Annotated in this window: 28 protein-coding genes; 11 read left to right on the forward strand and 17 right to left on the reverse strand. The window is 45.7% G+C overall.

Annotated elements, in window-relative coordinates; all coding sequences use genetic code 11:
• Positions 1–710 (reverse strand): glutamine-hydrolyzing GMP synthase (gene guaA / locus H740_RS09355; protein ID WP_002953494.1); only part of this gene is annotated, 710 nt, incomplete at its 3' end.
• A gap of 9 nt (positions 711–719) precedes the next feature.
• On the reverse strand, positions 720–2,111 hold the full coding sequence (nhaD, locus tag H740_RS09360; protein ID WP_002953495.1) for a sodium:proton antiporter NhaD: 1,392 nt from the start codon (positions 2,109–2,111) through the stop codon (positions 720–722).
• A 137-nt stretch (positions 2,112–2,248) separates the two neighbouring features.
• Here nhaD and H740_RS09365 point away from each other — a divergent pair, with 137 nt between their 5' ends.
• On the forward strand, positions 2,249–2,731 hold the full coding sequence (locus H740_RS09365) for a hypothetical protein (protein WP_002953497.1): 483 nt from the start codon (positions 2,249–2,251) through the stop codon (positions 2,729–2,731).
• A 64-nt stretch (positions 2,732–2,795) separates the two neighbouring features.
• On the forward strand, positions 2,796–4,610 hold the full coding sequence (gene uvrC / locus H740_RS09370) for an excinuclease ABC subunit UvrC (RefSeq protein ID WP_002953498.1): 1,815 nt from the start codon (positions 2,796–2,798) through the stop codon (positions 4,608–4,610).
• A 256-nt stretch (positions 4,611–4,866) separates the two neighbouring features.
• Here the strand turns inward: uvrC and H740_RS09375 are convergent, their stop codons facing one another.
• Positions 4,867–5,460, reverse strand: coding sequence for a tetratricopeptide repeat protein (locus tag H740_RS09375; protein WP_002953500.1), 594 nt, complete (start codon positions 5,458–5,460; stop codon positions 4,867–4,869).
• A 120-nt stretch (positions 5,461–5,580) separates the two neighbouring features.
• Positions 5,581–6,753 carry a molecular chaperone DnaJ gene (gene dnaJ / locus H740_RS09380; protein ID WP_002953501.1) on the reverse strand — a complete coding sequence of 391 codons (1,173 nt, stop codon included), beginning with the start codon at positions 6,751–6,753 and terminating at the stop codon, positions 5,581–5,583.
• 161 nt (positions 6,754–6,914) lie between these two features.
• Between dnaJ and H740_RS09385 the strand changes: the two genes are divergently transcribed.
• Genes H740_RS09385 through recR form a run of 3 tightly spaced genes read left to right on the forward strand, consistent with a single transcriptional unit; the run spans position 6,915 to position 9,392 of the window.
• Positions 6,915–7,586, forward strand: a complete 672-nt coding sequence (locus H740_RS09385) for a response regulator transcription factor (protein ID WP_002948262.1) — start codon at positions 6,915–6,917, stop codon at positions 7,584–7,586.
• Entirely contained in the window at positions 7,583–8,836 is a 1,254-nt protein-coding gene (locus H740_RS09390) for an ArsS family sensor histidine kinase (protein WP_002953502.1), read from the forward strand. The genes H740_RS09385 and H740_RS09390 overlap by 4 nt, the downstream gene beginning before the upstream one ends.
• Entirely contained in the window at positions 8,820–9,392 is a 573-nt protein-coding gene (gene recR, locus H740_RS09395; RefSeq protein ID WP_002953503.1) for a recombination mediator RecR, read from the forward strand. Before H740_RS09390 ends, recR begins: the two co-directional genes overlap by 17 nt.
• A 273-nt stretch (positions 9,393–9,665) precedes the next feature.
• On the opposite strand, the gene H740_RS09405 is transcribed toward recR, so the two are convergent.
• Positions 9,666–10,721: a TRAP transporter substrate-binding protein gene (locus H740_RS09405; RefSeq protein ID WP_002953505.1), complete on the reverse strand. Its 1,056-nt coding sequence runs from the start codon at positions 10,719–10,721 to the stop codon at positions 9,666–9,668.
• 79 nt (positions 10,722–10,800) lie between these two features.
• Between H740_RS09405 and pyk the strand changes: the two genes are divergently transcribed.
• Positions 10,801–12,255, forward strand: coding sequence for a pyruvate kinase (gene pyk / locus H740_RS09410; RefSeq protein ID WP_002953506.1), 1,455 nt, complete (start codon positions 10,801–10,803; stop codon positions 12,253–12,255).
• Here pyk and H740_RS09415 read toward each other — a convergent pair.
• From H740_RS09415 to gatC, 9 genes are read right to left on the reverse strand one after another with little or no spacing between them, the layout of a single operon-like run.
• The gene (locus tag H740_RS09415; RefSeq protein WP_034957898.1) at positions 12,231–13,046 is read right to left on the reverse strand and encodes a shikimate dehydrogenase; all 816 of its coding nucleotides are present in this window, start codon (positions 13,044–13,046) and stop codon (positions 12,231–12,233) included. The genes pyk and H740_RS09415 overlap by 25 nt on opposite strands.
• On the reverse strand, positions 13,043–13,969 hold the full coding sequence (locus tag H740_RS09420) for an SPOR domain-containing protein (RefSeq protein ID WP_002953508.1): 927 nt from the start codon (positions 13,967–13,969) through the stop codon (positions 13,043–13,045). The genes H740_RS09415 and H740_RS09420 overlap by 4 nt, the downstream gene beginning before the upstream one ends.
• A 9-nt stretch (positions 13,970–13,978) precedes the next feature.
• Complete coding sequence (locus H740_RS09425) at positions 13,979–14,521, reverse strand: DUF1882 domain-containing protein (protein WP_002953509.1); 543 nt, start codon at positions 14,519–14,521, stop codon at positions 13,979–13,981.
• On the reverse strand, positions 14,521–15,765 hold the full coding sequence (locus H740_RS09430; RefSeq protein WP_002953510.1) for a serine hydroxymethyltransferase: 1,245 nt from the start codon (positions 15,763–15,765) through the stop codon (positions 14,521–14,523). Before H740_RS09430 ends, H740_RS09425 begins: the two co-directional genes overlap by 1 nt.
• On the reverse strand, positions 15,765–17,267 hold the full coding sequence (gene lysS, locus H740_RS09435) for a lysine--tRNA ligase (protein WP_231679345.1): 1,503 nt from the start codon (positions 17,265–17,267) through the stop codon (positions 15,765–15,767). Before lysS ends, H740_RS09430 begins: the two co-directional genes overlap by 1 nt.
• Positions 17,267–17,740 carry a Fur family transcriptional regulator gene (locus tag H740_RS09440; protein ID WP_171992834.1) on the reverse strand — a complete coding sequence of 158 codons (474 nt, stop codon included), beginning with the start codon at positions 17,738–17,740 and terminating at the stop codon, positions 17,267–17,269. The genes lysS and H740_RS09440 overlap by 1 nt, the downstream gene beginning before the upstream one ends.
• A complete protein-coding gene (locus H740_RS09445) occupies positions 17,737–18,330 on the reverse strand; it encodes a CvpA family protein (RefSeq protein WP_002953515.1) in 594 nt (197 codons plus the stop codon). Before H740_RS09445 ends, H740_RS09440 begins: the two co-directional genes overlap by 4 nt.
• The gene (locus H740_RS09450; RefSeq protein ID WP_002953518.1) at positions 18,330–19,412 is read right to left on the reverse strand and encodes a type IV pilus twitching motility protein PilT; all 1,083 of its coding nucleotides are present in this window, start codon (positions 19,410–19,412) and stop codon (positions 18,330–18,332) included. The genes H740_RS09445 and H740_RS09450 overlap by 1 nt, the downstream gene beginning before the upstream one ends.
• Before the next feature lie 4 nt (positions 19,413–19,416).
• Positions 19,417–19,704: an Asp-tRNA(Asn)/Glu-tRNA(Gln) amidotransferase subunit GatC gene (gene gatC / locus H740_RS09455; RefSeq protein ID WP_034957902.1), complete on the reverse strand. Its 288-nt coding sequence runs from the start codon at positions 19,702–19,704 to the stop codon at positions 19,417–19,419.
• A gap of 123 nt (positions 19,705–19,827) precedes the next feature.
• On the opposite strand from gatC, the gene H740_RS09460 reads away from it, so the two are divergent.
• Genes H740_RS09460 through hisG form a run of 5 tightly spaced genes read left to right on the forward strand, consistent with a single transcriptional unit; the run spans position 19,828 to position 22,948 of the window.
• Complete coding sequence (locus H740_RS09460) at positions 19,828–20,394, forward strand: hypothetical protein (protein ID WP_002953520.1); 567 nt, start codon at positions 19,828–19,830, stop codon at positions 20,392–20,394.
• On the forward strand, positions 20,391–21,401 hold the full coding sequence (locus H740_RS09465) for a PQQ-binding-like beta-propeller repeat protein (protein ID WP_002953521.1): 1,011 nt from the start codon (positions 20,391–20,393) through the stop codon (positions 21,399–21,401). Before H740_RS09460 ends, H740_RS09465 begins: the two co-directional genes overlap by 4 nt.
• The gene (locus tag H740_RS09470) at positions 21,398–21,730 is read left to right on the forward strand and encodes a hypothetical protein (protein ID WP_002953522.1); all 333 of its coding nucleotides are present in this window, start codon (positions 21,398–21,400) and stop codon (positions 21,728–21,730) included. Before H740_RS09465 ends, H740_RS09470 begins: the two co-directional genes overlap by 4 nt.
• Positions 21,717–22,346 carry a type III pantothenate kinase gene (locus H740_RS09475; protein ID WP_002953523.1) on the forward strand — a complete coding sequence of 210 codons (630 nt, stop codon included), beginning with the start codon at positions 21,717–21,719 and terminating at the stop codon, positions 22,344–22,346. Before H740_RS09470 ends, H740_RS09475 begins: the two co-directional genes overlap by 14 nt.
• On the forward strand, positions 22,340–22,948 hold the full coding sequence (gene hisG / locus H740_RS09480; protein WP_002953524.1) for an ATP phosphoribosyltransferase: 609 nt from the start codon (positions 22,340–22,342) through the stop codon (positions 22,946–22,948). Before H740_RS09475 ends, hisG begins: the two co-directional genes overlap by 7 nt.
• 401 nt (positions 22,949–23,349) lie before the next feature.
• Here the strand turns inward: hisG and H740_RS09485 are convergent, their stop codons facing one another.
• From H740_RS09485 to H740_RS12265, 3 genes are all read right to left on the reverse strand, one after another.
• On the reverse strand, positions 23,350–25,269 hold the full coding sequence (locus H740_RS09485) for an EAL domain-containing protein (protein ID WP_002953526.1): 1,920 nt from the start codon (positions 25,267–25,269) through the stop codon (positions 23,350–23,352).
• A 67-nt stretch (positions 25,270–25,336) separates the two neighbouring features.
• Positions 25,337–25,930, reverse strand: coding sequence for a LysE family transporter (locus tag H740_RS09490; RefSeq protein ID WP_002953527.1), 594 nt, complete (start codon positions 25,928–25,930; stop codon positions 25,337–25,339).
• Positions 25,931–26,013: 83 nt separating this feature from the next.
• Positions 26,014–26,240 (reverse strand): hypothetical protein (locus tag H740_RS12265; protein ID WP_002953529.1); only part of this gene is annotated, 227 nt, incomplete at its 5' end.

Consider the following 26,240-nt stretch of genomic DNA (forward strand, 5'->3'; position numbering starts at 1 on the left):
GCAGCGGCTAAAAGCGCGGCGGTAACGGAGCTATCTACGCCACCGCTAACGGCGCAAAGGACCTTTTTATTGCCCACGGTTTCTTTGATTTTAGCGATCTGGGTTTTAGCAAAGCTACCCATATTCCACGTGCTTTCGCAGCCGCAGATATATTTGGCGAAATTTTTTAAAATTTGAGTACCAAACTCGCTGTGCTGCACCTCCGGGTGAAACTGTAGAGCGTAAAATTTGCGCTTTTCGTCGCCAAATACGCAGTAAGGCGAATTTTCGCTAGTCGCGATCGCCTCAAAGCCGTTAGGTAGGTTTTTTACGAGGTCGGAGTGGCTCATCCAGACGGTTTGCTTTTCAGGCGTATCGGTAAAGAGTGGATGGGATTTTAGGACGTTTAGGCTTGCCTTGCCGTACTCTTTGTGAGAAGCCGGAGCGACCTCGGCGCCGAATTTATGCGCCAAAAGCTGCATACCGTAGCAAATGCCTAAAATCGGCAGCTTTAGCTTAAATACGCCCTCGTCGCAAAAATACGCATCCGGAGCATAAACGCTAGCAGGACCGCCGCTTAGGATTATGCCTTTGGGTTTTTTCGCTTTAATCTCCTCGACCTTAACGTTAAAAGGTAAAATCTCGGTATAAACGCCCTGCTCGCGCAAGCGTCTAGCGATGAGCTGGGTATACTGCGAGCCAAAATCCAAAACTATTATCGTGTTATTCATGAGCGTCCTTTAAAAATATAAATGAAAAATTTCAAACTGTATGTACCAGATCACGACCGATACGATATAGCCGGCAACCACTGTCCAAGCGTATTTCATATGCGCGCCGAAGGTATAGATGCCTTTTAGTTTGCCCATTACGCCAACGCCCGCAGCCGAACCGAAGCTTATCATAGATCCGCCAATACCGGCAGTCAAGGTAACTAGCAGCCACTGGCTTAAGTTTTCGCCCACATCCGCGCCCATCATAGGATTTGCTTTTAGCACGGCGGACATAACAGGGACGTTATCCACGATAGCAGATAGGAAGCCAACGCCGATATTTACGGTTGTGGCGCCAAATTTATCATAAAGCGAAACGGCGTAGTTTAAAAATCCGACGAAGTGTAGCGCACCGACGGCGGCAAGGATACCGAAGAAAAAGAAAAGCGTGTTGTTTTCGATCTTTGACATATAGTGAAAGACGTGCATAGGCTCTTCGTTTTTGTTTGTTTTTTTGTAGATGTAGGTGTAAATACTAAGAAGCGAGAAGCCAAACATCATGCCCCACATCGCAGGTAGGTGGAAAAGCTGATGCATCATAACAGCCGAAAATATAGTAAATGCGCCAAGACCGATAACGACTTTACCGCCTTTTTTGATGGTTACTTTCGGCTCTGTCGCAGGATCAAAATGCGGACTGCCCGCAGGCACTATGCGCGCTAGCAAGAAAGCCGTAACTAACCAGCCGATAAATGAAGCCGGGAAAAGCGCGAAAAAGTCGATAAACGGAGCCTTGCCCGCAGCCCACGCCATCAGCGTCGTAATATCGCCAAACGGACTCCACGCGCCGCCTGCGTTTGCGGCTACGACGATGTTTATCGCGCCCGCTACTAGGAAATTCGTATTATTTCTATCTATCGTTAAAAGTACAGTGGAGAGGATGAGAGCGGTGGTTAGGTTATCGGCGACGGGACTAATGAAAAACGCCAAAACGCCCGTTAGCCAAAAAAGTCTTTTATACGTGTAGCCTTTTGAGACGAGGTTGTATTTTAGTGCGTTAAACACGTCACGCTCGATGAGCGCCTCGATATAGGTCATCGCAACCATCAGGAAAAACACTATCTGTGAAATCTCTAAAATCAGGTGGTTTACCTCATTTTGCAACAAATGCACGTCTAGGCCGTTTGCCAGCATATAAAAGCCGATGAGCAAGAACATAAAAGTGCCGATAAATATGGCCGGCTTAGCCTTATCGATGTGAAAATTTTCCTCCGTAGCGATGAAAAAATATCCCACGACGAAAATGATTAGACTCGCGATACCGACCCACGTAGTCGTTAAATTTAAAGCCTCGCCCGCGGCGTCGCCGCTACCGAAGGCTAAAGCGAAAAACAGACTCAAAAGTCCGACGATCTTCATTTACTCTCCTTGATTTATAGTTTATTTATTTTTTCGGTTTTGCTGTTTGAGGGCTCAGACGGCGCTTCATAGAACGGATCGCCCTTGTGGCCGCAGCCTGCTATAAAAATTAACAAAAAAAATGCTAAAATCGCCTTATGAAAGACGCTAAGACTATTATTCGACATATTGTTGATAATCCTTTTTATAAAGAGTTAAAAAACCGTAGCGAATGCGGAGAATTTTTACAGCTTTTAAGCCTAAATCATCGCAGGCTCATCGCCTTTTGCTACGAGAAAAACGGTATTTTGTTTTTCGCCATGTTTCATCCGCTAGGACTTCAGGAATTAAAAAGCGATAGTAGTATAAAAATGTTAAAAGGCTTATTAAAAATCTATTCTAGCGTAAATTTTGACGGTAGGCTCGCTCGCGTGACGGACGTTAAATTTTTTGTGACAAAGCATTTAAAATTTAAAAAAGCGACCGACCCATACGAAAAAAAGCGAATTTTTACCTACGCCGAACCGGCCAAGGGGGAGTTCGTAAATTTAGCCAAAAGTGAGCGGATTTTCGAGGGCTTTGAAAAAATTCGCCTTGCTATTAAGCAAAATTTAGCCAAAGAATCAAGCGGGGCGCGATGAGTCAAATTTGGTCAAATTTAACCCCAAGCGGCAAAAGCTCATATTTACCGACGGGAGCTAAATTTTGTTAATCGACGAGATCCGCTCGCTGCCCGCCAAGCCCGGCGTTTATCAGTATTTCGACAAGGCAGGCAAGCTGCTTTACGTCGGCAAAGCTAAAATTTTAAAAAACCGCGTCAAAAGCTACTTTTCGTTTACGCCCGCGCTCGCCCCCTCGCCCAAGGTTAGCCCGCGCATCCACAAGATGATCAGCGAGGCCGTACACCTCGAGTATATCGTCACTCCCAGCGAAGCCGATGCGCTGATACTAGAAAACTCCTTCATCAAGCAGCTAAGGCCCAAATACAACATCTTATTGCGCGACGATAAGACCTACCCGTACATCTACGTAAATTTGGACGAGGATTTCCCGCGCTTTGAGATCACGCGAAAGATCGTCCGTGGCAAAAACGTCAAGTATTTCGGCCCCTATTTTCGCGGCGTGCGCGAGCTTTTGGATGCGCTAAGGCTAAGCTTTAAACTCGTGCAAAGCAAAAGCGCGCTCAAAGCCACGGGCGCATATCTACCTTATCAGATCGGCTACTCCGAGGCCCCTCTCATCAGCAAAATTTCGCCCGCAGACTACGCCAAGGTCGTAGAGAGCGCGATCGCGGCGCTAAACAATCCTCTTTCTATGCTGCCAAAGCTCGTAAATTTGATGAACAAATACGCCCAAAACGAAAACTACGAGCAAGCCGCTCTCGTGCGCGATAAAATCAACGCTATCAAGGACCTGGACGTCAAAATCGAGGTCGATCTAGCTAAGCTTGAGGACTTTGAGATTTTTGCCGTGGGCGCGGAGCAAAATTTGCTTTGTGCAGTGCGTTTTAGCGTGCACGGCGGCAAAATCAGCGGCGTGTATCAAAATATCACAAACGCCAAAATGAGCTCGCAAGGCGACCTAAACGACGCTTACAAGCAAATCGTTTTAGAGAGCTTTCCAGCTGGCGCACCCGTCGTGAGCGCGAAAATTTACACGCTAGAAGCCTTTGAAGACGCAAGTCTAGTAGAGGAGATTTTAACCGCTCGCCACGGCCGCAAATTTAGCATCTCCGTGCCTAAAATCGGCGAGAAAAAGCGCATCTGCGAAATGGCGCTAACAAACGCGCAAGTCTTTATCCAAAAGTACCTAAAAACCCACGACGACGCGTTTTTGGACGAGCTAAAGGAGTATTTCGACCTAGCCTGCGCGCCGCATGTCATCGAGACTTTCGACAACTCGCATATGTTCGGCGCGGCCGCGGTCGGCGCGATGGTGCGCTTTGAGCACGGCAACTTCGCCAAAGAGCACTACCGCCACATGCACCTCTCCCACGCAAACGACTACGATCAGATGCGTCAAATGCTTACAGAACGCGCTTTGCGGTTTGACAAGCTTAGTCCGCCCGATCTCTGGCTCATCGACGGCGGTCAGGCGCTGCTAGACCTCGCCTCGGACATCATCGCTAGCAGCGGTGCAAACGTCGATATACTCGCCATCTCAAAAGAAAAAATAGACGCCAAAGCCCACCGCGCAAAAGGCGGCGCGAGGGATAAAATTTACGCTAGTAGCGGCGTATTTACGCTGCCAACAGGCGACAGGCGGCTACAGTTTTTTCAGCGGCTGCGCGACGAGGCGCACAGATTTGCCATTACCTTTCATCAAAAAACCAAGCGCAAGGAGGATCTGGGTGCTAGCAAGCTAGCAGATGCGGGCGTATCGGCTGGCAGCATCGCAAAGCTGGTCAAATTTTACGGTAACTTTGAAGCGATAATGACCGCAACGAGCGAGGAGATAGAAAAGGTGACGAATAGGAGCGTAGCGGCTAAAATCGAGCAGCTAAAAGAGAGTGAAATTTGATGAAATTTGGGGCTTATTTTGTAAAATTTGCCCTGAAATTTGAGCCAAATTTGACGCGTTTGTTTTCGTCAAATTTGGAAGCGTAAATTTTAACTCGCCGCGTTTGGGCAAATTTCGCCGCGGTTATTTGCAAGTCAATCCGTCAAATTTGATGCAAAAAGCGATCAAATTTGCGCACTAAACCTAAAATTTACGCGAGCGATTACGTAGCGCAAATTTAAATTTCGCGCCGCCACCAAGGTCTGCTTCGGCAAATTTAGCGTTTCGCGGCTTTTTCTATCGCTTCGGCCGCGTCGCAGCCATCTTTCCAGCCGTATGCGCACGCCTTTTGCAGATAGTTTTTTGCGCTAGTTACGTCTTTTTCGCCAAGCATCGCGTTGTAGTAAAGTACGCCAAGATTAAAGCAAGACATCCCGTCTTTTGCCTCGCAGGCTTTGCGCCAGATTTCGCCCGCTTTTTGCGCGTCTTTTTTGACACCGAGCCCCTGCTCGTAAAGCGAGCCTAAATTTGCACAACCTAGCAAATAACCGCTATCGCAGGCTTTTTTATAGAGCTCGGCGGCCTTTGGTTCGTCCTTTCTAACCCCTTCGCCTTTGCGGTAGGCGACGCCCAAATTTACGCACGCGCGCACATACTCTCCGTCGCACGCCTTTTTAAACAGCGCAAACGCCTTTTCGTAGTTTTTGTCTAGGTCGCACTCCTCAAGCTTGACGCCGATGTAGGCAAGACCCAAGTTATCACAGCTCTCAAAATCGCCCGCGTCGCAACCCCTTTGCAGCCCGCTCGTATCGCATTTTGCAGCATTTAAAGAAATCGCCGTAAAAACGGCTAAAAATATAAATTTATTCATCTTGCATTTTTTGATATCAAATTTAACGCACCGTTTTGTAACGGACGCAAATTTAAGCCCGAACGACTCGGTAAATTTAACGAAATATTGCGCCCGTCAAAAGGCAAATTTGGCCTAAATTTACGCCTTTTTGCCTTTTTCCTTGCCTTTGTCGCCAGACTCTTCGCCTTTAAACCACCCTTTTATCTTGTCCAAAATTCCTTCGTCCTCTTTCTCGTCGTAGCTTGCTTTGCCGGCCTTGATGCCAAAGCTTTCTTGTAGCTGATTTAGTAGCGAGATTTGCTCGCCCGTTAGCTCTTTTGGCGTTTTTATGGAGATTTGAGCTACGAGCCTGCCGTATCTTTTGCTATTTACGTTTTTTACGCCAAGGCCGTCAAATACGAACTGCTGCTTGTCTTTTGCGCCGACTGGTAGCTTGAGCTCGGTTGTGCCTTTTAGCGTCGGGATCGTGATCGTCTCGCCCAAAATCGCCTGCGTGAAAAACACCGGAATCTCGATATAAACGTCGCTTTCGTGACGAACGAAATGCTCGTCGGCTTCAACCTCGATATGCACGTATAAATCGCCTCTGGCGCCGGTTGAGGAGACGTTGCCCTTTTCGCTCACGCGCATACGCATGCCGTCGTCGATGCCCTCGGGGATATTTACTTTGACGTTTTGGCGTTCTTCTTTAAAGCCGCTACCGCCACAATCAGAGCATCTATCCTTGACCGTTTCGCCCGTGCCGTTACAGTACGGACACTCCTGCACGAAGCTCATAAAGCCCCTCTGCTGCGATATCCGGCCCCTACCCTCGCAGTGCGGACATACGTGCGTTTTGCCGTCTTTCGAGCCGCTGCCTTTACATGTCTGGCACGGTTTTTTGATCGTAAATTCTATCTCTTTTTCGGCGCCGAACACCGCTTCGTTAAATTTGATCCTAAGAGCTATTTCTAGATCGAGCGGATATTTGTCGCTGCTTCTTTTGCGGCTGCTTGCACCAGAGCTAAATCCGCCGCCAAAAAACGAGTTAAAGATATCGCCCAAATCAAAATCCGCGCTAAATCCGCTAGAGCTAAAGCCGCCTCTGCCCTCAAGCCCGGCCTTGCCGTATCTATCGTATATCGCGCGCTTTTCTTCGTCGCCTAGCACCTGGTAAGCTTCGTTTACCTTTTTAAAATTTTCTTCCGCTTCTTTGTCGCCTTGATTGCGGTCCGGGTGGTACTTTAGCGCTAGTTTTCTAAATGCTTTTTTTATGGTTTCAGAGTCGCTATTTTTGCTGATTTCTAAAATTTCGTAGTAGTCTATTTCCACAAAATCTCCTAAAATTTTTAAATTTAAAGGGCGATTTTATCTTATTATTTATAAAAATTCAAAGCGTGGGAGAATTTTAAACGAGGATAGTAAATTCGGAAAAAAAATTTAACTTTTTTTGGTTATAATCATTTTCGTTAAATCTATTTGAAAGGCTTAAAATGATTAATGTTTTAATGATTGAAGACGATCCGGAATTCGCGCAAATCCTATCCGAGTACTTGAGCGATTTTAATATAAAAGTAACAAATTTCGAAGATCCTTATTTAGGACTAAGCGCCGGAGTAAAAAATTTCGACCTGCTCATCCTAGACCTTACTTTGCCAGGCATGGACGGCCTAGAAGTGTGCAAAGAGATCCGCAGCAAATACAACATCCCTATCATCATCTCCTCTGCTCGCAGCGATATCAGCGACAAGGTCGTGGGACTGCAGCTAGGCGCGGATGACTATCTACCAAAACCATACGATCCAAAGGAAATGTACGCGCGCATAATGAGCCTAATCCGCCGCTACAAAAAGACCAACGAAGTGCAAGAAGAGGTCGTGGATACGCTATTTAGGATAGACGAGCGCAGACACGAAATCTACTACAACAACGAAAGCCTAACACTAACGCCGGCCGAGTATGAAATTTTGAGCTACCTTATCAAGCAGCACAGCTTTTCGGTTTCTCGCGAGCAGCTAGTTTATAACTGCAAAAGCCTAAAAGACAAGGACTCAAAGAGCCTAGATGTCATCATCGGCAGACTAAGAACCAAGATCGGCGACAGCTCAAAAGCGCCTAAACATATATTTTCGGTACGCGGAATAGGCTATAAACTCATAGGATGAGATACTCCTTAACCACGAAAATTTCGGTAGTTTTCGCACTAGCGTTTTCGCTTGTTTGCATTTTGTTCTACACGTTTGCGAGCATACAGCTAGATAACGCGTTAGAAAAGATAAAAAACAAGCAGCTAAACGCGATAAACTACCTCATCGCTTCATACGAAAAGTCAAATCCGCCTAGCGATTTGACTAATTATTTTAGAAATTTCGGACTAACCTACGTCAAAAGCGACAAAACCGTCGCAAACGTCATAAGCACGGGCAAGACGGTCTTTGCCAAGCAAACGCAGCTGGGGCTATTTCAGTCGTTGCTTTTTCAGGATAGTTTGTACCTGCAGATCAAAAATCCTTCGTTTCAAATTTTACTCGAAAGCGACGATACGAAAAATATAAACGATCCGATTTGGGTGGGCTTTATCCTCACGACGGCGCTTCTTGTATCGCTCTACGTTTCGGTGATGAAGTCGCTGATGCCGCTTAAAAAACTAAGCTCTGACATCAGGAAATTTGGCGCCGGAAATATGGACGTAAATATCGCAAAACCCGACTCCGACGACGAGATAGCCAAGGTCGCGATAGAATTTGACGCTGCAGCTAGCAAGATCAGGGAGCTTTTGCGCTCTAGACAGCTGTTTTTACGCACGATCATGCACGAGCTAAAAACGCCGATCGGCAAGGGGCGCATAGTCTCTGAAATGGTGCAAAATCCTACGCACAAAACCCGCTTGATAGCGATATTTGAGCGCCTTGATATGCTCATAAACGAGTTTGGCAAGATCGAGCAGCTGCTATCCAAAAACTACGCGCTAAACTATCAGGAGTCATACTTTTCAAACATCCTTGATCAGGCGCGCGACATGCTGATGCTTGATAAATTTGAAGAAAAAGTGAGCGTAGATATTCGCCGAGATATATTGCTACGCGTGGATTTCGGGCTCTTTTCGCTCGCGATCAAAAACCTCATAGATAACGCCCTAAAATACGCCGACGATAAAAAGACGCAGGTCATCTGTGACGCAGACGGCATAGTCGTGAGAAATCTAGGTCAACCGCTACAAAATCCTATCGAGTACTACATGCAGGCCTTTATCCGAGAAAAGGGCAGCAAAAGCAGCGGCATGGGGCTAGGGCTTTACATCATCGACCACATCTGCCGTATGCACAAATTTAGCCTAAAATACTCCTACGAGGACGGCTTCCACTCATTTAAAATTTGCACCAATCCAAAGGAAAGCGTTGAAAAAAGGGCTTGAGAAATTTAGCGAGCTCGTGGCGGCCTTTGAGCGACTGCCTGGCGTGGGCAAAAAGTCCGCCCAGCGCTACGCCTATCACGTCTGCCTAAAGGATAGCTTCGGCGGGCTAAAGCTCGCGCAAAGCATCGAGGACGCCGTGAGATTTACGGGCAAATGTCAAATTTGCGGCGGGCTTAGCGAGGATGAGATTTGCGATATTTGCAGTGACGAAACGCGCGATAAGGAGCTACTAGCGGTCGTAGAAAGTCCAAAGGATATCCTAGTTTTCGAGCAAAGCGCGATCTACCGCGGTCGCTACTTTGTGCTAGAAGAGATAACGCAGGAGCAAACCGAAAAACTGCGCGAGATCATCCGCCAAAACGGCGTAACCGAGATTATTTTCGCGCTCACGCCGGGGCTTAGCAGCGACGCGGTAATGGTTTTTATCGAGGATAAGCTAAGCGATTTGGGCGTTAAATTTAGCAAGATAGCCCAAGGCGTACCAACAGGCGTAAATCTCGAAAACATCGACCTTCTATCGCTTATGAAAGCGCTTGATAGCAGGACTGAGCTGTAAATTTAACTCTGGCGTGCAAAATTTTTATCAATTTAACGCCATATTTTTAAATTCGCTCGACTCCAAATTTAAGATTGGTCGGCCAAATTTCCATCGCATTTCAAAACAGATAGACATCCTCAAATTTAACCCGCCGCCAAAGCTGATCAAATTTAGTACGTAGTCCGAAAATCAAATTTTACAAGCACGACAAAGAATAAAAAGAAAATTTAAAAAGAGAAATTTACGACCCGAAGGCCGTAAATTTAAGCCGCCCGAAATGAGCGAGAGAAGTTACTTCGTAGTTTTTTGGATATATGAGAACTCGGAAATCTTCGTCCACTCGCGAGCTTTAGCCAAAAACGCTCTTTGAGAGTCCAAAATCTCCTTAAACAACGGATCTTTCGCCGCCTCTTCGTCTAGGATTTCGTCGCTTGCTTTTCTAAGCGCGTCCATGACGTCCTGTGGAAACGAGCGAACCTCGATATCAGGATACTCCGCTTTCATCTTCGCCCAGTATTCTGCGTTATCAAAGAACGAGCGCGTATTTAGCATGCTAGCTACCTCGTTAGCCGCAGCCTCGATCACAGCCTGAAGGTCGGCAGGTAGCTTCTCGTAGGTCTTTTTGTTTACGAAAAACTGAGTTTGGCCGCTCGGCTCTTGCCAGCCTGTGTAGTAGTATTTGGCGATCTTGTGAAAACCAAGACCCATATCAAACGCAGGGCTCACCCACTCGACCGAGTCGATCGTGCCCATCTCTAGCGCCATATATAGCTCGCCGGTCGGGATCGTGTTTATCGTAGCTCCCACGCGCGCCATAACCTCGCCGCCAAAGCCAGGGATCCTGATCTTTAGACCCTTTAGGTCCTCGACGCTTTTGATCTCTTTTTTAAACCAGCCACCCATTTGCGTGCCTGTGTCGCCCGCGTTAAATACCTTAATGTTGTATTTATCGTAAACTTTTTCCTCTAGTTGTTTGCCGCCGCCAAACTCATACCATGCGCGTAGCTCGCTAGCAGTCATACCAAAAGGCACGGCGGTAAAAAACATAGTGTTTGCGTCCTTGCCCTTATAGTAATAAGACGCAGTATAGCCGATATCGTACTGACCGCCCTTAACGAAGTCTAGGATACCAAACGGCGCCTTGTGCTTAGACGGATAGTCTATCCTCACCTCTAGCCTGCCATCGCTTAGCGTCTCGACTACGCGTTTAAATTCTTTCGCCGCATCGCCCAAAACCGGAGTCGTGCTCTCCCAGGTGCTGGCTAGCTTTAGCTTATAGGTTTTGTCCGCTGCGTTCGCGCTTAGCGCTAAACCGAAAGCAGCCAAAACCACTAAAAACTTTTTCATTTTTACTCCTTAAAATAAATTGGCCGATTATACTTATTTTTTTTAAAAATTTGGTAAAATTGCGCAAAAAGGGGCATCCATGAATAAAAAAACCAAAATCCTAGCCACGGTCGGACCGGCCAGCGAATCCATAGAGGTTATGGAGCAATTAGTTTTAGCCGGAGTCAATGCTTTTAGGCTAAATTTCAGCCACGGCACGCATGAATATCACAAATCAAATATCGATAAAATCAGGCAAGTAGAGGCGAAGCTCGGGCGCAAAATAGGTATATTTCAGGATATCTGCGGCCCTAAAATAAGAGTCGGCAAACTAGACAGAAGCGAATTTAAACTAAAAATCGGCGATACTCTAATCTTCGTAAAAGAAGAAATACTCGGCGAGCAAATAGACGAAAATCGCTATAAGCTTTGCATAAACCAGCCTCAAATTTTAGCCGCATTAAAAACGGGCGAGTACATATATCTATGCGACGGACAGATCCGCGCTAAGATCGTAAACGCAAGCGCCCAAAAAGTAGAAGCCGTGGTGGAAAACGACGGGATACTCCGCTCGAACAAGGGTGTAAATTTCCCAAATACCAAGCTTAATATCGAAGTTATCACGCCTAAGGATTTAAAAGATTTGGAATTCGGCGCTAAAAACGGAGTGCATTTCGTCGCGATCTCTTTCGTGCAAAACGCGAACGACATAAGAAAAGCTAGAGAAATCCTAAAGGGCTTTGGCTCTAAAGCTCAAATTTACGCCAAAATAGAAAAATTTGACGCCGTAGAAAACATCGATGAGATCATCGAGGTTAGCGACGGCGTGATGGTCGCTCGCGGCGATCTAGGTATCGAGGTGCCGTACTACAAGGTGCCGACGATCCAAAAACTCATCATCAAAAAAGCAAACGAAGCCGTTAAGCCGGTCATCACCGCTACGCAGATGATGCTAAGCATGGCCGAGCATGAAACGGCAACTAGAGCCGAGATCAGCGACGTAGCAAACGCCGTACTAGACGGCACTGACGTAGTCATGCTAAGTGAAGAAAGCGCGGTCGGCATAAACCCGGTCGCCGTCGTGGAAGCAATGAGCAACACCATAATCCAAACGCAGCAAATTTATCCTTTTAATAAATTTAATTTCGATCGCTACGACGATACGGATATGATGGCATCTAGTACGGCCAGGCTCGCCTCGGCGCTAAAAGTAGACGGTATCATCGCGCTAACCTCATCGGGCGGCTCGGCGGCGAAACTAGCCAGATACCGCACGGATATAGATATCATCGCTATAACGCACAACGAACAGGCCGCGTATAGGCTGACTCTTTGCTGGGGTATCACCGCGGCGTTCGTGATAGAAAAGGAAGAAAGGCTGCATACGCTGATGGCTAAATCGATCAAAGCGGCAGTCCAAAAAGGCTATATAAAAGACGACAAAAGCTACATCATGACGGCCGGATATCCGACTGGAGTGGCGGGCAGCTCTGACTTGATCAGAATTTTAAGAAAAGCTCAGATAGATTATTATCTAGAAGAAGCCGATAAATAAAGGGCTTTTCGCATCGAGGCTTCGATTTTGGCCTCGTCAAGCGAACCCTCGAAAAATAAATTTAACGCCTTTACCGCTTGAAAAAGCAGCATCTCCGAGCCGTCTTTATGCGCGAGTCCGCTAGCGGCGGCTAAATTTAAAAAAGGCGTTTTCTTGCCGTAAATCACGTCGAAGGCAAATTTAGCCCCCTCGAAAATCGAACGCAAAAGCTCGGCGGGCGCGGGTAAATTTTCATCTTTTAGCCCTGCTGAAGTCGTATTTACGACGAGGTCAAATTTGCCGCCTTTTAATTTGCCGAAATCCGCCCAGCTAAATTTTTCAAATTCGGCAAAATTTGCCAGTCTCTCCTCGCTTCTATTTAGCACGCAAACTCGCACGCCGCGGCTCTTTAGCGCATAGGCGACCGCTCTAGCCGTCCCGCCCGCGCCTAAAACGAGAGCTGATTTTATCTGCCCAAAGCTTTCTATCGCTCGTAAAAATCCCGGCGCGTCGGTGTTGTAGCCGTAAATTTTATCGCCGCGAGATACCAGAGTGTTTACGGAGCCGATTTTAGCAGCCGTTTCGTCTGCGATGTCGCACTGCGCGAGCGCAGCTTCTTTGTGAGGGACGGTAACGTTTGCGCCGCTTAGTTTTAATTCTTTAAATTTAGAGATGAGTTGCGAGCCGTCTGCTAGCTCGTAGCGAGTATAGAGGGCTTCGCGAGATAGACCCAGCTCGCCGAGAGCTAGGTTGTGTAGCCTCGGCGAAACGGAGTGAGAGATAGGGTTGCCGAAAACGGCAAAAATCATCATTTTATATTTACGATAAAGGCGTTTGGAGCCGCGCTTTGCTTGATTTTAGCAAGCTCGCTTTTTAGCTGTTCGCCGCTATAAGGACCGACTAGCACTTTGATAATCTCGTTGCCGTTTACGTTCGTCCTATATAGCTTATACGCGTATCCTGCGGCTTTTAGCTTGCCGAGTTCCGGAGCTTTTTCGTTAAAGTGTTTGACCGCAAAAACCTGTATGTAGCTACCGCTGTGAGCCTCGCCGCCGCTAGCTGCAGGAGCTTGTTTGGCCGGTTTTTGTTTTGCTGGTTTTTCTTTAGCCGCATCGTTTTTAGGCTGTTTTGCAGGTTTTTCTTGTTTAGGCTCTTTTTGCTTTACTACGTTTACGTGCTGCTTAGGCTCGGCTTTTTGCTCGCTTGGTTGAGCGTTTGGCGTATCGTTTTGCTTTAAAGCGCCCTGTATAGTAGAAGGCTCAGTCGGCGCAGGAGCTGCCGCACCTGCATCTTGCTGTCTTTTATCCTCTTTTTCCTTGAGCGCTTTTACCATATCCTCAAAGCTATCTTGACCTTTGTTTTCAGGCACGATAGGCACCTGCTCAAAAGTAGGATTTGGCTGCTGCGCTTGAGGCTCGGACGGAGGAGGCGGAGCGACTGGAGGGACGTTAGTTTGCGCTACCTGCGGTGCAGGCTCGCTAGGCGGAGTGGCAGGCACGCTCACTTGCTGCGGAATGCTTCGCGTATTATCGGGCTCAGGCGGTAAAACCAGTCTAGAGTCGGTTTGTGCGACTTGATCGTTAGTCTCCGGCGAATTTAAAAATTTCATCACGATGAGAACAGCTAAAAAGATAATGACGAAAACAGCAACAAGGATGAGGATCCTCTTGACGTTTTTGCTCTTTTTATCCTCGTTGTTATCAAGCATGATGTCTCTTAGCTCGTTATACTCCATTTTTACTCCTTACATATGTTTTGACCAGCTTGCGCCGCGCTCTTTTTGATAGACCTTATACGGCAACGTCAAGATGTTAAATTCTTTCGGCATTTCCATCGTCGGAAACACTCTCCACTCTTTAACCAAACGCGAACTAAGCAGCATAGATAGCTTATTTGCGATCTGATAGCCCTCGTTTAGCGTCGTGTGCCCCTTGTGCACGTAAAGATGCAAATGTCCTGGCGTCTTGCTCTCGTAGGCGGTAAAATTTATAAACCCCTCCTCGCGGAGCAAAAGCTGGGCTCGGTGCCAAAAGCGCTCAGGCATCCTGCCATTGTAGTCAAAGACGATATTTTCGACCTTGTCGCCCGGCAGTATCAGCGAGTGCGCGACGGTGATCTTGCCCTCGTCGTGATCTTTTATCACCTGATAGCTTAGAGGCTCGTTTATGAGCTCAAATTTATTAAAAAACGTCCGCCCCTTGTACTCGATCTTACTTACGATATTATCGCGTTTGATCCAGTAGTGGCTAGTGTTCATTTTGATTAGCGCGGTGTCTATGCTCTGCATCAATAAGTCGCCCTATCGTAGATGATAAATTTGCTCGCAAGCTCTTTTAGCTCGGCTTTTACCCTGCTTTGAAGCTCGGCGTTATTGATATCGCTTAGCACGTCGGCGATTTTGTTTGCGATGATCTCAAATTCCGCCTCTTTCATACCGCGAGCCGTAAGTGCCGGACTTCCGATACGGATACCGCTTGTAACGAACGGGCTTCTTGTTTCGCCCGGGACCGTATTTTTATTTACCGTTATACCCGCATTTCCAAGAGCGATGTCGGCGTCTTTACCGCTAAAATCGCGGTTTAAAAAGCTCATTAAAACTAGATGGTTATCGGTACCGCCGCTAACTAGATCAAAGCCGCGTTTTACTAAAATTTCGGCTAGTTTTTTGATGTTTGCCTTAACTTGCTTGGCGTAAATTTTCCACTCAGGACTTAGGTTGTGTTTAAAGCCCACTGCCTTTGCCGCGATGACGTGGACTAGCGGTCCGCCCTGAATGCCGGGGAAGATGGACGAATTTATCTTTTTGGCGTACTCTTCGTTATTTGTCATGATGATACCGCCGCGAGGTCCGCGAAGCGTCTTGTGCGTAGTCGAGCTCACCACGTCGCAGTGCGGAAACGGGCTCTGATGCTCGCCGGCTACGACTAGGCCCGCAATGTGCGCTACGTCGGCAAAGAGTATAGCGCCTACTGCATCGGCGATCTCGCGGAATTTCTTAAACTCGATCTCGCGAGTGTATGCGCTTGCGCCGCATACGATCATCTTAGGTTTTACGATTTGCGCGATTTCCATCACCTTGTCGTAGTTTATGCGTCCGTCGAGCTCCACGCCATAAAAAAAGCTCTGGTAAATTTTACCCGAGCTGCTTACTTTTGCGCCGTGCGTTAGGTGTCCGCCGTGACTTAGATCCATGCCTAAAATTTTATCGCCCGGATTTAAAAGCGCGCCGTAAACGCCCTGGTTTGCCTGCGAGCCTGAGTTTGGCTGTACGTTTGCAAATTCGCAACCAAAAAGCTCTTTGCAGCGATCGATCGCTAGCTGCTCGATCTGATCGACGTATTCGCAGCCGCCGTAGTAGCGTTTGCCTGGATAGCCTTCCGCGTATTTATTAGTTAGAACCGAGCCCATTACTTCCATTACTTCAGGGTAGGTAAAATTTTCGCTCGCGATCATCTCGAGGTGGTCGCATTGGCGTTTTAGTTCTAAATTTACTAAATCAAAAATTTCTTTATCGTAACTTTGCAAACTCATTAATTCTCCTTGGTTTCGTTTTTTTGCGGTCTCATCGCGGGGAAAAGCACCACGTCGCGGATGGATTTTTTATTGGTTAGTAGCATCACGAGCCTATCTATGCCGATACCCTGACCCGCAGTAGGCGGCATCGCGTAGCCAAGAGCCCTCACGTAGTCCTCATCCATCTCGTGAGCTTCGTCGTCGCCGGCGTTTTTGGCTTCGATCTGCGAAGCGAAACGGCCGTATTGATCGATCGGGTCGTTTAGCTCGTTAAAGCCGTTAGCCAGCTCGCGCCCTGCGATAAACAGCTCAAACCTCTCGGCTATATCGGGGTTTGCGTCGCTTCTGCGAGAAAGCGGGCTAATAGAAATCGGATAGTCGATGATAAAGGTCGGATCGGTTAGTTTGCTCTCTACGTAGTTATCGAAAAGTTCGGCCTGCAAATGCCCTAAATCAAGTTTAGCGTTTGCCTCAAAGCCGTCGGCCTTGAGCTTAGCTAAAATTTTATCCTTATCGCCAATGATTGCTTCATCTAGCCCACCGATTTCTACGAGCGCTTTTTTGTAGCTTATGCGTTTAAACGGCTTGCTAAAATCTATCTGCATACCGTCAAATTCGATAATTTTAGGCATATCGAGTTTATCGAGAAGCACGTTAAATAGCTCCTCGGTTAGCCCCATCAAATCGTGATAAGTGTGCCACGCCCAGTAAAACTCGATGCTTGTAAATTCAGGATTATGCGTTAGGTCCATGCCCTCGTTGCGGAAATTTCTATTCATCTCGTAAACAGCATCAAAACCGCCCACTATGAGCCGCTTTAGATAAAGCTCTGGCGCAATGCGCAAAAATCTCTCAACTCCGAGCGCGTTGTGAAAGGTTACGAAAGGCTTAGCGTTAGCTCCGCCAGGTATCGGGTGCATCATAGGGGTCTCAACCTCCAAAAAGCCCTTATCCTCGAAAAATCTGCGAATCGTGCTAACGATAACCGAGCGGCGCTTAAAATCAGCCCTAACCTCGGGATTCATTATCATATCGAGGTATCTCTGGCGGTATCTAGTCTCGATATCCGTTAGCCCGTGAAATTTCTCCGGAAGCGGCGAAATGGCCTTTGACGCTAAAGTTAGTTCGCTAACGTGCATAGAAAATTCGCCCGTTCGCGTGACGAAAGCATATCCGCGCACATATATGATGTCGCCTACTTCGATATTTTTCTTTACAACCTTAAACCAATCCGGATCAAGCGTCTTGTTACTAAAATAAATTTGAAGATTGCCGTCCTCATCCTCGATGTTGGCAAATATTGCCTTGCCTGCATCCCTGATAAGCTTAACGCGTCCGGCAAGGCTTACTAACTGACCTTCGGCACTCTTTTCTTCGGTGTCTATAATGTGTTTAAATTTGAGCCTAAATTTAGTTATATCCATATCGCGGCGCAAAAAGTGCGGATATGGATTTATACCGGCATCTCTTAGCTCGTTTGCGGTCTCTAGCCTCTGGATCTCCAGTTGATTTTCAAATATCACTTGCCGCCCTTTGCCTCTTTGGCATTGCACTCTTTGCACACTCCGTAAAGCTGCATCATGTGTCCGGTTAGCTTAAAGCCGTGCTCTTTTGCGATATTTGCTTGTCTTTTTTCTATGGTTGCGTCTTCAAATTCGATGATAGTTCCGCATCTACGGCATATCATGTGATCGTGGTGAGGCTTGGTTGCGAGCTCGAATTTTTTACCTTGCGAGCCAAAGCTGATAGAGGTTACCATCTCGGCTTCTTCGAGCAAATTTAGCGTCCTATAAACGGTCGCGATGCCGACGTTTAAGTCAGGATAGGTCTCTTTAATAAAAAAATAAAGTCTCTCCGGAGTGAAGTGCTCGTCGTTGTTGTAGAGCGTCTTTAGTAGAACTTCTCGCTGTTGCGTGTACTTTAGCCCGTTGTCTCTCAAAATTTTTTTAAATTTCTCAAGAAGCGCGTCGTATTCTAAATTCTCAATCATTATTTGTACTCCTTAATCGTCGAATTTATCTCTAAATTTGGCCTTTGCTCCTGCATAGAGGCATCAAACGGCGTCTCGATATTTCCCACTCCGCTTGCTATGCCTTTTACATCCACGTTCATTATCCATTTGCCCGTATCCAGCAAGATCGGATACAGCTTACTTCCTCTAAAATAAGGTTCTATTTTGTTATTTAAGACTTGAATGTTTGAAATAGTCACTATCAAAACCGCAAAAACTAGGAAAATTTTGGCGCTTCCGATGATAAATCCGCCCAGTTTATCTAAAAATCCAAGTCCGCTTAGTCCGATTAGCTTCGATAAAAAGGCGCCGATACCTAGGCAAAGCACCCAAAACACGATAAGCGTCGCCAAAAATCCGGCGAAAAACAGAACAGAATCGCCCTCTATCTTATAGATATTATCGCTTATTAGAGTGCCGACCCTAGCGCCGAATCTACTAGCCACGACGATACCGCCGATAAGGCCGATAAGGCCGAAAATTTCCTTTATTAGTCCGCTTATTACGCCTTTTATCCCCAGTATCAAAACAAGCGAAACGACGACTACGTCAAATAATGTAACAAAATCCATTACATACCCAACAATCCGCCCAGCTCTTGCTGGCTCGTAGAGTATCTCATCGCCATCTCCTTGGTTATCTGATTTGCTCTGATAGCCTTCATGAGAGCTTGCGTTTGAGTAGTCATGCCGGTCATTTGCTGATTTAGCTGCATTTGAGAGTAAATTTGATGCACCTTATTTTCGCGGATAAGGTTTGCGATAGCGGCGTTGTTTATCAAAATTTCATGACCCGCGAGTCGTCCGCTACCGATTTTTGGAAGCAAGGCCTGAGAGATAACCGCCGTTAGCGAAACAGAAAGCATATTTCGCACCTGAAGCTGCTCGCCGCCCTCAAAGCTATCTATGATACGGTTAATGGTCTGGATGGCTGAGTTTGTGTGCAGGGTCGCAAATACAAGGTGGCCCGTCTCCGCAGCCGTAATCGCAGTCGATATCGTCTCCCTATCTCTCATCTCGCCCACCAGGATGATATCTGGGTCTTCACGGAGGGCAAATTTAAGCGCCCTAGCGTAAGACTGGGTATCGGTACCGATATTTCTGTGAGAAAAAAGAGATTTTTTATTCGTATGCACGAACTCCACAGGATCTTCGATCGTGATTATGTGCTTTCTTTCGGTCAAATTTATCTCGTTTAGCATAGCCGCAAGCGTAGTGGATTTACCGCTACCCGTCGGGCCGGTAACTAGTATCATTCCTTTTTCGCGCTTTACTACTTCTTTAAATATATTAGGCGCTTTAAGATCATCTAGCGAAGGAATCTCGGTCGGGATGATACGAAACGCGGCGGCCAAATCGCCGTTCATCGTGTAGTAGTAGTTGCCTCTGAAACGTCCAACGCCTGGAAGCTCTATGGCAAAGTCAAGCTCTCTGTTTTCCTCCAGTTCGCTTTTTTGTACGTCGGTTATGAGCGCATAGCAGATATCTTGTATGTCGTGTCCGCTCAAAACTCCGAGCTCTAGAGGTCTTAAGGTGCCGTCTATTCTGATTTGCGGTTCGCTTCTTGATACGATGTGCAAGTCACTGGCTTTGTTGTGGACGACGGTTTTTAGCAGTATTTCAAGACTGGTGTTAAATTTTTCGATTTCTTCCATTTTTCTACTCTATGATTTTTGGTACAACGAAGAAGTGCCCGCTACTCATTGGAGCATTTTTTAGTATCGTTTCTATCACGTCCGAGCTCACACTTACGTCTTCTCTTAGCGGAGTTCCGCCCTCTCTAGAGCTTACTACCGCCCTAGAAGCGCTTAGATCAAGCTCGTCTAATATTCCCGCGAAGCTCAAAATTTCACTGAGCTGACCTTCGATTTCTCTTCGCTTATCGCTCTCGACTTTGAGAGAACTAAGCTTTTCAAGTTTGGTTAATAACGTATCGTCTATCTGCATAAAACCTCGCCAAATTTTTAAATTTTCCCGCATTATAACACAATTTGCCTTGATTTTTATGCTGTTTTATATTTATTATGCTACAATTACGAACTTTCAATAACTTAAATTTAAGGAAAAAACTTGGCTATCAAAGATGATATTGATTCTATAAAGGAAGAGTTAAATACTCAGGAACAATTTTTAGAAAATATAATAAAAAGCGAAAGATTTTTTAAAAAATATAAAAAAATTATCATCGGCGCGGTCGTTTTGGGCGTCATCGGCGCGGCGGGGTACTATACAAACGGCGCATTAAAAGAAAAAGAATTTAAAGCCGCAAACGCCGCATACGCAAAACTAATACTAAATCCAAAAGACGAGCAGGCAAAAGCCGAGCTAAAGCAAAAAGACGCCTCGCTTTACGCGCTTTACGAGTTTAAAAGAGCGGTTGACAACAACGACACAAACGCGCTAAAGTCGCTAGCAAACGAGCAGATCGACCCCCTTTTAAAAGATATCGTAAAGTCTCAGATAAACGAGCCTAGCGGTCAAATTTTAAGCTCGTATAAGGCAGTTATTAGAGGTTATGAGCTGATGAAAGAAAATAAAATCGACGAAGCGAAAAACGAATTTAAGAAGGTTCCGTTAAATTCACAGCTCCAATCCATCGTCAAAAATTTAGAACACTATCAAGGAAACGCAAAATGAGAAAATTTCAAGCTATTTTAGCAGCTGCGCTATGCATCGCGGTGCTTGGCGGATGCAGCACAAAAAGGCAGTATTTCGAGCCGACCGATGTGCAAAATGAAAAAATTTCAGAAAACAGACTGCCTGCCAGCATCGCGACGGCAAGCCTAAATGGAGCGGTGCTAAAAAACGGCATGGCCATAACCAAAAACGGCCTACTCTCGCCGGAGATAAAGCTACCAAAGGGCGCAACCTTGCTAAATTCCGCCGACGGTAAATTTATCAGCTCCGATTTGGACGGAAATTTGATCGTAGCAAACGGCTCAAACGAGATTTTATTTCAGAAAAAATTTAACGAAGCTATCGTTTCGGCAGCGCTTGAGGGGGATAAGCTAGCCCTTTTAAGCGCAGGCAACGTCATATACCTCATCGACATAGCGACAAACGATACCTTACTCGAGTTTGAAAGCTCGAGCGTTTACGCGCAAGACTCTCGCGTCGCGGCCCCGTTTTTCATGAGCTCGCTCGTCATCTTCCCTACGCTTGACGGCAAGATCATGATAGTAGATAAAAACCAAGGCCGAATTTTACGCGACGTAGTCGTAAGTAGCGAGCAGTTTTTTAACAACATCATATCTCTTAACGTCGTAAACGACACGATGATAGCCGCCACAGGCAAGCGTATCGTCTCGATAAGTCCGGAAAAAACGGTTTATTATAACGGCGAGATAAAAGATATCGTCATAAACGGCGAATACGTATATATCCTACTAAAAGACGGCAAAATAGTGCTTAGCGACCTAAATTTACAAAAGATAAAAGACGCGGAGTTTAAATTTGCCATCTTTTCAAGTGCTACCGTTTACAACGGCTCGCTTTACATAATGGAAAAAACAGGCTATCTCATCAAGACAGATTTAGCGCTTGACAATGCCAAAATTTACGAGCTTTCAGACGAGGTCGAGAGCCAAATTTTCGCCGGCGCGAAAGAATTTTACTACGACGATTACAGCTTAGAGCTTAAATGACGAAGCAAGAAATTTATCAAGTTCTGGAAGCTAAAAAAATCATCTTAAAAAATATAAGCTGGGTGGAGCTTGATAAATTTACTAAAAAAAAGACCCTTGTCGCACTTACAGGCATCGATGTGAAGGGCTTTTATACGCTTTTGTTTTTCCGCAGCGCAAAGGCTAGATTTTTAAGCAAAGAATTTGAAGCGATTGATGAAATAGCTGGCAAAATCGCCGACCAAACGGGCGTAAATTTTAAGAAAAAAGCTATTTTTTACAGCTCGGATATCTGCTCAAAAACCGCAAATTTGATGAAAGAAAACGGCTACAAACATGACTCTATGTGACGTAGGCAACACTAACGCCACCTTCTTTGAAAACGGCAAAATCACCAAAATCAAAATAGAAAATTTCAAAGATTTTAAAAGCGACGAGAAGATTTATTTTATCAGCGTAAACGACGAAGTGACTAAAAGGCTGCAAAATTTGCCCAGATTCGTAAATTTGGAGCCGTATTTTGAACTAGACACTATCTATAATGGCCTAGGTATCGACCGCATCGCTAGCTGCTACGCGATAAAAAACGGCCTCATCATCGACGCAGGCAGCGCTATAACGATGGACGTGATGATGAACTCGATGCACCTTGGCGGCGCGATCATGCCTGGTATATCGCATATTTTAAAGACCTACGAGGCCATCTCGCCGAGACTAAAAATCTCGCTAAATTCACAGATCGATCTCGACGCTCTCCCGCAAAAAACAACCGACGCGGTGAGTTACGGCGTCATCAAGCCGATCCTGCTTCTAATCGAAAATATGGCAAACGGCTCGAAAATCTACTTCACGGGCGGCGACGGCGAGTTTTTATCGCGCTTTTTTACCACGAGTATCTACGACCGCATGCTCGTATTTCGCGGGATGCAAAAACTAATCGAACAAAAAAAGGACATTTTATGCTAACGGTTGCTTTGCCAAAAGGCCGCATCGCCGACGAAACGCTCGCGATTTTTAGGAAAATTTTTCAAAGTTCATTTGAGTTTGAGGATAGAAAACTGTTGATGAGCGAGGGCGATTTTAAATTTCTAATGGTTCGCAACCAAGACATCCCGACCTATGTCGTAAACGGCGCTGCAGATATCGGCGTGGTGGGCCTTGACGTACTCGATGAGCACCGTCCAGACGTCGTGCGCCTACTTGATCTAAAGATCGGTAAATGCCGCGTATGCGTGGGTATCAAGGATGGCGAGGAGTTAAATTTAAACGCTCCCGAGCTGAAAATCGCCACTAAAATGCCGTACATCTCGCGCAACTATTTCGCCGCAAAGGCGACCGCGTTAAAGATCATCAAGCTATACGGCTCGATCGAGCTAGCGCCGCTAGTTGGGCTAGCCGATGCGATCGTGGACGTCGTGGAGACGGGCACTACGATGAAGCAAAACGGGCTAAGAGTTGCAGAGACCATTATGCATAGCTCCGCGCACCTCATCGCAAACAAAAATAGCTTTATCATCAAAAAAGACGAAATTTTATCGCTTTACGAAAAGATCAAAGCGCAAATTTAAATCAAATTTTAATTACGCCGCGCGCCTGCGAGCTTTGTGTGATAAAACATCGCTCGCACCTCATTTATTAAAAAGATTCATTACCCTGGCTCCGTACTCGCTTAACAAATTTGATGAAATTTAAAATTAGCATGTAGTTATTAGCTTGTGTTGCAGGTGAGTGGATGCCAAATTAAACAAGAATATCGCACTATATAAATTTAGGCTCTTTAGATGTACCGCCAACTCCGTCGATGTCAACATCAAGGGTGTTTAAATTTAGCTACTTTCTGCCAAATAAGATTATTTTCTTCGCATCAAATTTACCTACACTCGCCGTCAGTAGCTCAAATTCCTCGCCAAATTTAACGATAAAAATTTAATCCGCTCGGTATTTGCGACTATTTATATAAGAAGTAGCTCTATCGCAAACTATCGCTAGGCTCGCCCAGATAAAAGCCCTGGAACTCGTCGACACCAAGCTCCACGCAGGTATCATAAACCTCTTTTGAGCGGACGAATTCGGCAATCACCGTGATATCAAGCTTCTTGGCAAACGCGATGATGGCCCCCGTTATCACGCGGGAGTCCTCGTTCGTATCGATATTTTTGATAATGGAGCCGTCGATTTTGATGTAGTCTGGCTTTAGTTTTAGGATATACGAGAAGTTGCTATAGCCCGAGCCAAAGTCGTCTATAGCGATCTTTGCGCCCATCCTGCGCACGCGATCGATAAACATACCGATGCGCTCGATGTTTTCGATATTTTCATCCTCTAAGATCTCAAATATCACGCGTCCGGCGACTTTATATTTGTTCATTTTTTCGATGATAAACACGCTCACGTCACCGTCAGTCATGTCGCGTCCAGATAAATTTATCGAGATCATGGCATCAGGTCTATCGGCGATTAGTTTGAAGCTTTTTTCGATCAGCATTTTTTCGATATCGGTGTAGCGTTTGATGCGTTTTGAAACCTCCAAAAAGACGCTTGGCGAGATGATTTCGCTGCTGTTTTGGATGCGGATTAGCGTTTCATACTTTACGATTCGCTTTTCTTTATTAAATATCGGCTGATAAAACGGCACGATCTTATCGTTTATGATGGCGTTTCGTATCATATTTGAGCGAGTGATCTGCTCAGCGTATTGCGGCGTATCGTCGATGTTTTTAAAGTAGCAGAAATAATCCTTGCCGCTTTGCTTAGCAAACTCAAGCGCCGTCATCGCCTTTTTAAGAGTATCTGATTCATCTAGCGCAAAGCCCACGGTACAGTGGATCTCGATCTCGCTTTGTTCCCCGTCCTCGGCGATCACGTCAATGACTAGGCCTTTGATGTTATCTAAAAGCTCGTTTGCCAGATCCTCGTATCTATCGATAAAAAGTTCCGCATCCTCGACCAGCGCGAACTGATCTGGTCCGACGCGGTAAACGGTCATGCCGTTATCCTCGGCAAATTTTTGCGAGACTTCCGTCATTTTTATTAAAATTTGATCGCAAACCGAGACGCCAAAATAGTTATTCATTTTTCTAAACTCATCTATATCCATGACGATGACTTTAGGATTTTTCATCTCCGCCGTATCGCGTTCGAGGGCGACTTTATTTGGCAAGCCCGTAAGATCGTCGATATAAAGGCGTTTTTGCATTTCGGCATTTTTTTCTAGGAGCTTTTCATTGCTTTTTACCAGCGAAATTTGATTATCGCGGATACCTCTATAAAAGAGAAAATACTGAAAAATACAAATGAACGCCATAACGCCCGTCACGATGAGCGTATTTTTCATATTTACGATAAACCACTCTCCAAAAAGCGGATCGTCCAAGCCTGAAATTTTGACATTGTGAATCATATTGTAGCCAAGGATCACGTCGCCTATTTTCTTAAAATAGCAGACCTCGGCCTTGTTGTCTTGTATGAGATTTATGCGCTTATATACGCCGTTTTGTTTCAAATTTACATACGCTTTGCCGTCCATCTCGCAAAATTTATACGGCAAAACCTCGCCTATCAAATTTGGATGCTGCGAGCTAGCCAGAACTAGGAGTTCGCTCGTTTCGCCCGTTTGTTTAAATATCCAAGACGGCACCGCCTTGGTAGCCTCAGAGTAGCGCTGAAACTCCTTTATATCGCCTTTTGCTATGTTTTTATATATGATTTGAATTATGTTCATAAAGGCCTCGGCCTTCTCGTCAACGGTTACGTTTGACGGGTAGTTAGTCGAGTCCTGAAATTTATTATAAAATATAAAAGATATTACCAGAAACCAGCAGATCACGAGCACCGCGATCGGCAGGACGATGAACTGAGTCATCGATTTTTTAATATCAAAATTTTGCATTAAACTTCTCTAAAAATTTGTTGCCATTTTATCATTATTTACTTAAGTTAATTATAAAAACTCAAATTTATAAAAATAATTTATAAAGTAAAAAGAATGCAAACCCCAGCAAAATGACCGCGCATACGTAGTTTAACCATTTTGCCACGTTTTGAGAGATAAATTTGGCGCTTTTATACACGGCAAACGGCATAGAAACGATCCAGATAAATATCGCCGCGACTAGCCCCGCCACGACCGCGCCCGCGTTTTCAAAGCTTTTGGCAAAGCCCGCCACACTGAGCCAAAATCCGACGGTATATGGATTTGCAAGCGTGACGAAAAGTCCTTTTGCGTAGTTTTTGCTAAATTTGGCCTCGGCATCCAGCGCGTCCGCCGCTATAGGTTTGTTTGCGTTTTTAAATATGACGTAGGAAATGTAGGCTAGGTAGCAAAATCCAAAAATCCCGATGATTTTTTCCGCCGTTTCGCCCTGCAAATACTCAAGCAAGCCAAACGCCAAAAGTAGCAGATACGCCACGTCCGCGCTCATAGCGCCAAGTCCGATAGCAAACGCGGCCCAAAACGACCTTACCGCTGCGCTCATTATCATCACGTTTACTGGTCCTAGCGGTACCGCCGCGCTAAAACCCAGCAGCAACCCCTGCAAAAACGCGTTCATCTTCGTCCTTTTTGATTTTGTATTTTGGATTTTACCTAAATTTGAAAGGTTTGAGGTCATTAAATTTGACGCGAAAAGCGGATTTAAATTTTAACGGAACACGCAAATTTGACTTGGGAATTTGAAATTTTACGCACCGAGACCTGCGCCTTTAAGGTACTAAATTTGGTTTGGTTAAATTTGATATTGCAGGTTAGGTTTTTTACTTTATTGTAAAGAGTGTGAGGCTTAAATTGCGCTCTGCTCTGCTTCACGCTTTGCGTTCGCAGCTTTTCAATAAGCAGTTGCGAGGCAAAGCCGAAGCAAAAGA

The sequence above is a fragment of the Campylobacter showae CC57C genome (assembly GCF_000344295.2).
Classification (GTDB): domain Bacteria; phylum Campylobacterota; class Campylobacteria; order Campylobacterales; family Campylobacteraceae; genus Campylobacter_A; species Campylobacter_A showae_B.

Bases quoted from the DNA above. Each gene is read 5' to 3' on its own strand.
- H740_RS09465 (WP_002953521.1), top strand. From the start codon at position 20,391: ATGAGAAAATTTCAAGCTATTTTAGCAGCTGCGCTATGCATCGCGGTG.
- nhaD (WP_002953495.1), bottom strand. From the start codon at position 2,111: ATGAAGATCGTCGGACTTTTGAGTCTGTTTTTCGCTTTAGCCTTCGGT.
- H740_RS09375 (WP_002953500.1), bottom strand. From the start codon at position 5,460: ATGAATAAATTTATATTTTTAGCCGTTTTTACGGCGATTTCTTTAAAT.
- hisG (WP_002953524.1), top strand. From the start codon at position 22,340: ATGCTAACGGTTGCTTTGCCAAAAGGCCGCATCGCCGACGAAACGCTC.
- pyk (WP_002953506.1), top strand. From the start codon at position 10,801: ATGAATAAAAAAACCAAAATCCTAGCCACGGTCGGACCGGCCAGCGAA.
- H740_RS09420 (WP_002953508.1), bottom strand. From the start codon at position 13,969: ATGGAGTATAACGAGCTAAGAGACATCATGCTTGATAACAACGAGGAT.
- H740_RS09415 (WP_034957898.1), bottom strand. From the start codon at position 13,046: ATGATGATTTTTGCCGTTTTCGGCAACCCTATCTCTCACTCCGTTTCG.
- H740_RS09365 (WP_002953497.1), top strand. From the start codon at position 2,249: ATGAAAGACGCTAAGACTATTATTCGACATATTGTTGATAATCCTTTT.
- H740_RS09445 (WP_002953515.1), bottom strand. From the start codon at position 18,330: ATGGATTTTGTTACATTATTTGACGTAGTCGTCGTTTCGCTTGTTTTG.
- H740_RS09425 (WP_002953509.1), bottom strand. From the start codon at position 14,521: ATGCAGAGCATAGACACCGCGCTAATCAAAATGAACACTAGCCACTAC.
- H740_RS09470 (WP_002953522.1), top strand. From the start codon at position 21,398: ATGACGAAGCAAGAAATTTATCAAGTTCTGGAAGCTAAAAAAATCATC.
- H740_RS09485 (WP_002953526.1), bottom strand. From the start codon at position 25,269: ATGCAAAATTTTGATATTAAAAAATCGATGACTCAGTTCATCGTCCTG.
- H740_RS09490 (WP_002953527.1), bottom strand. From the start codon at position 25,930: ATGAACGCGTTTTTGCAGGGGTTGCTGCTGGGTTTTAGCGCGGCGGTA.
- gatC (WP_034957902.1), bottom strand. From the start codon at position 19,704: ATGCAGATAGACGATACGTTATTAACCAAACTTGAAAAGCTTAGTTCT.
- H740_RS09390 (WP_002953502.1), top strand. From the start codon at position 7,583: ATGAGATACTCCTTAACCACGAAAATTTCGGTAGTTTTCGCACTAGCG.
- H740_RS09405 (WP_002953505.1), bottom strand. From the start codon at position 10,721: ATGAAAAAGTTTTTAGTGGTTTTGGCTGCTTTCGGTTTAGCGCTAAGC.
- H740_RS09430 (WP_002953510.1), bottom strand. From the start codon at position 15,765: ATGAGTTTGCAAAGTTACGATAAAGAAATTTTTGATTTAGTAAATTTA.
- H740_RS09385 (WP_002948262.1), top strand. From the start codon at position 6,915: ATGATTAATGTTTTAATGATTGAAGACGATCCGGAATTCGCGCAAATC.
- H740_RS09475 (WP_002953523.1), top strand. From the start codon at position 21,717: ATGACTCTATGTGACGTAGGCAACACTAACGCCACCTTCTTTGAAAAC.
- H740_RS09450 (WP_002953518.1), bottom strand. From the start codon at position 19,412: ATGGAAGAAATCGAAAAATTTAACACCAGTCTTGAAATACTGCTAAAA.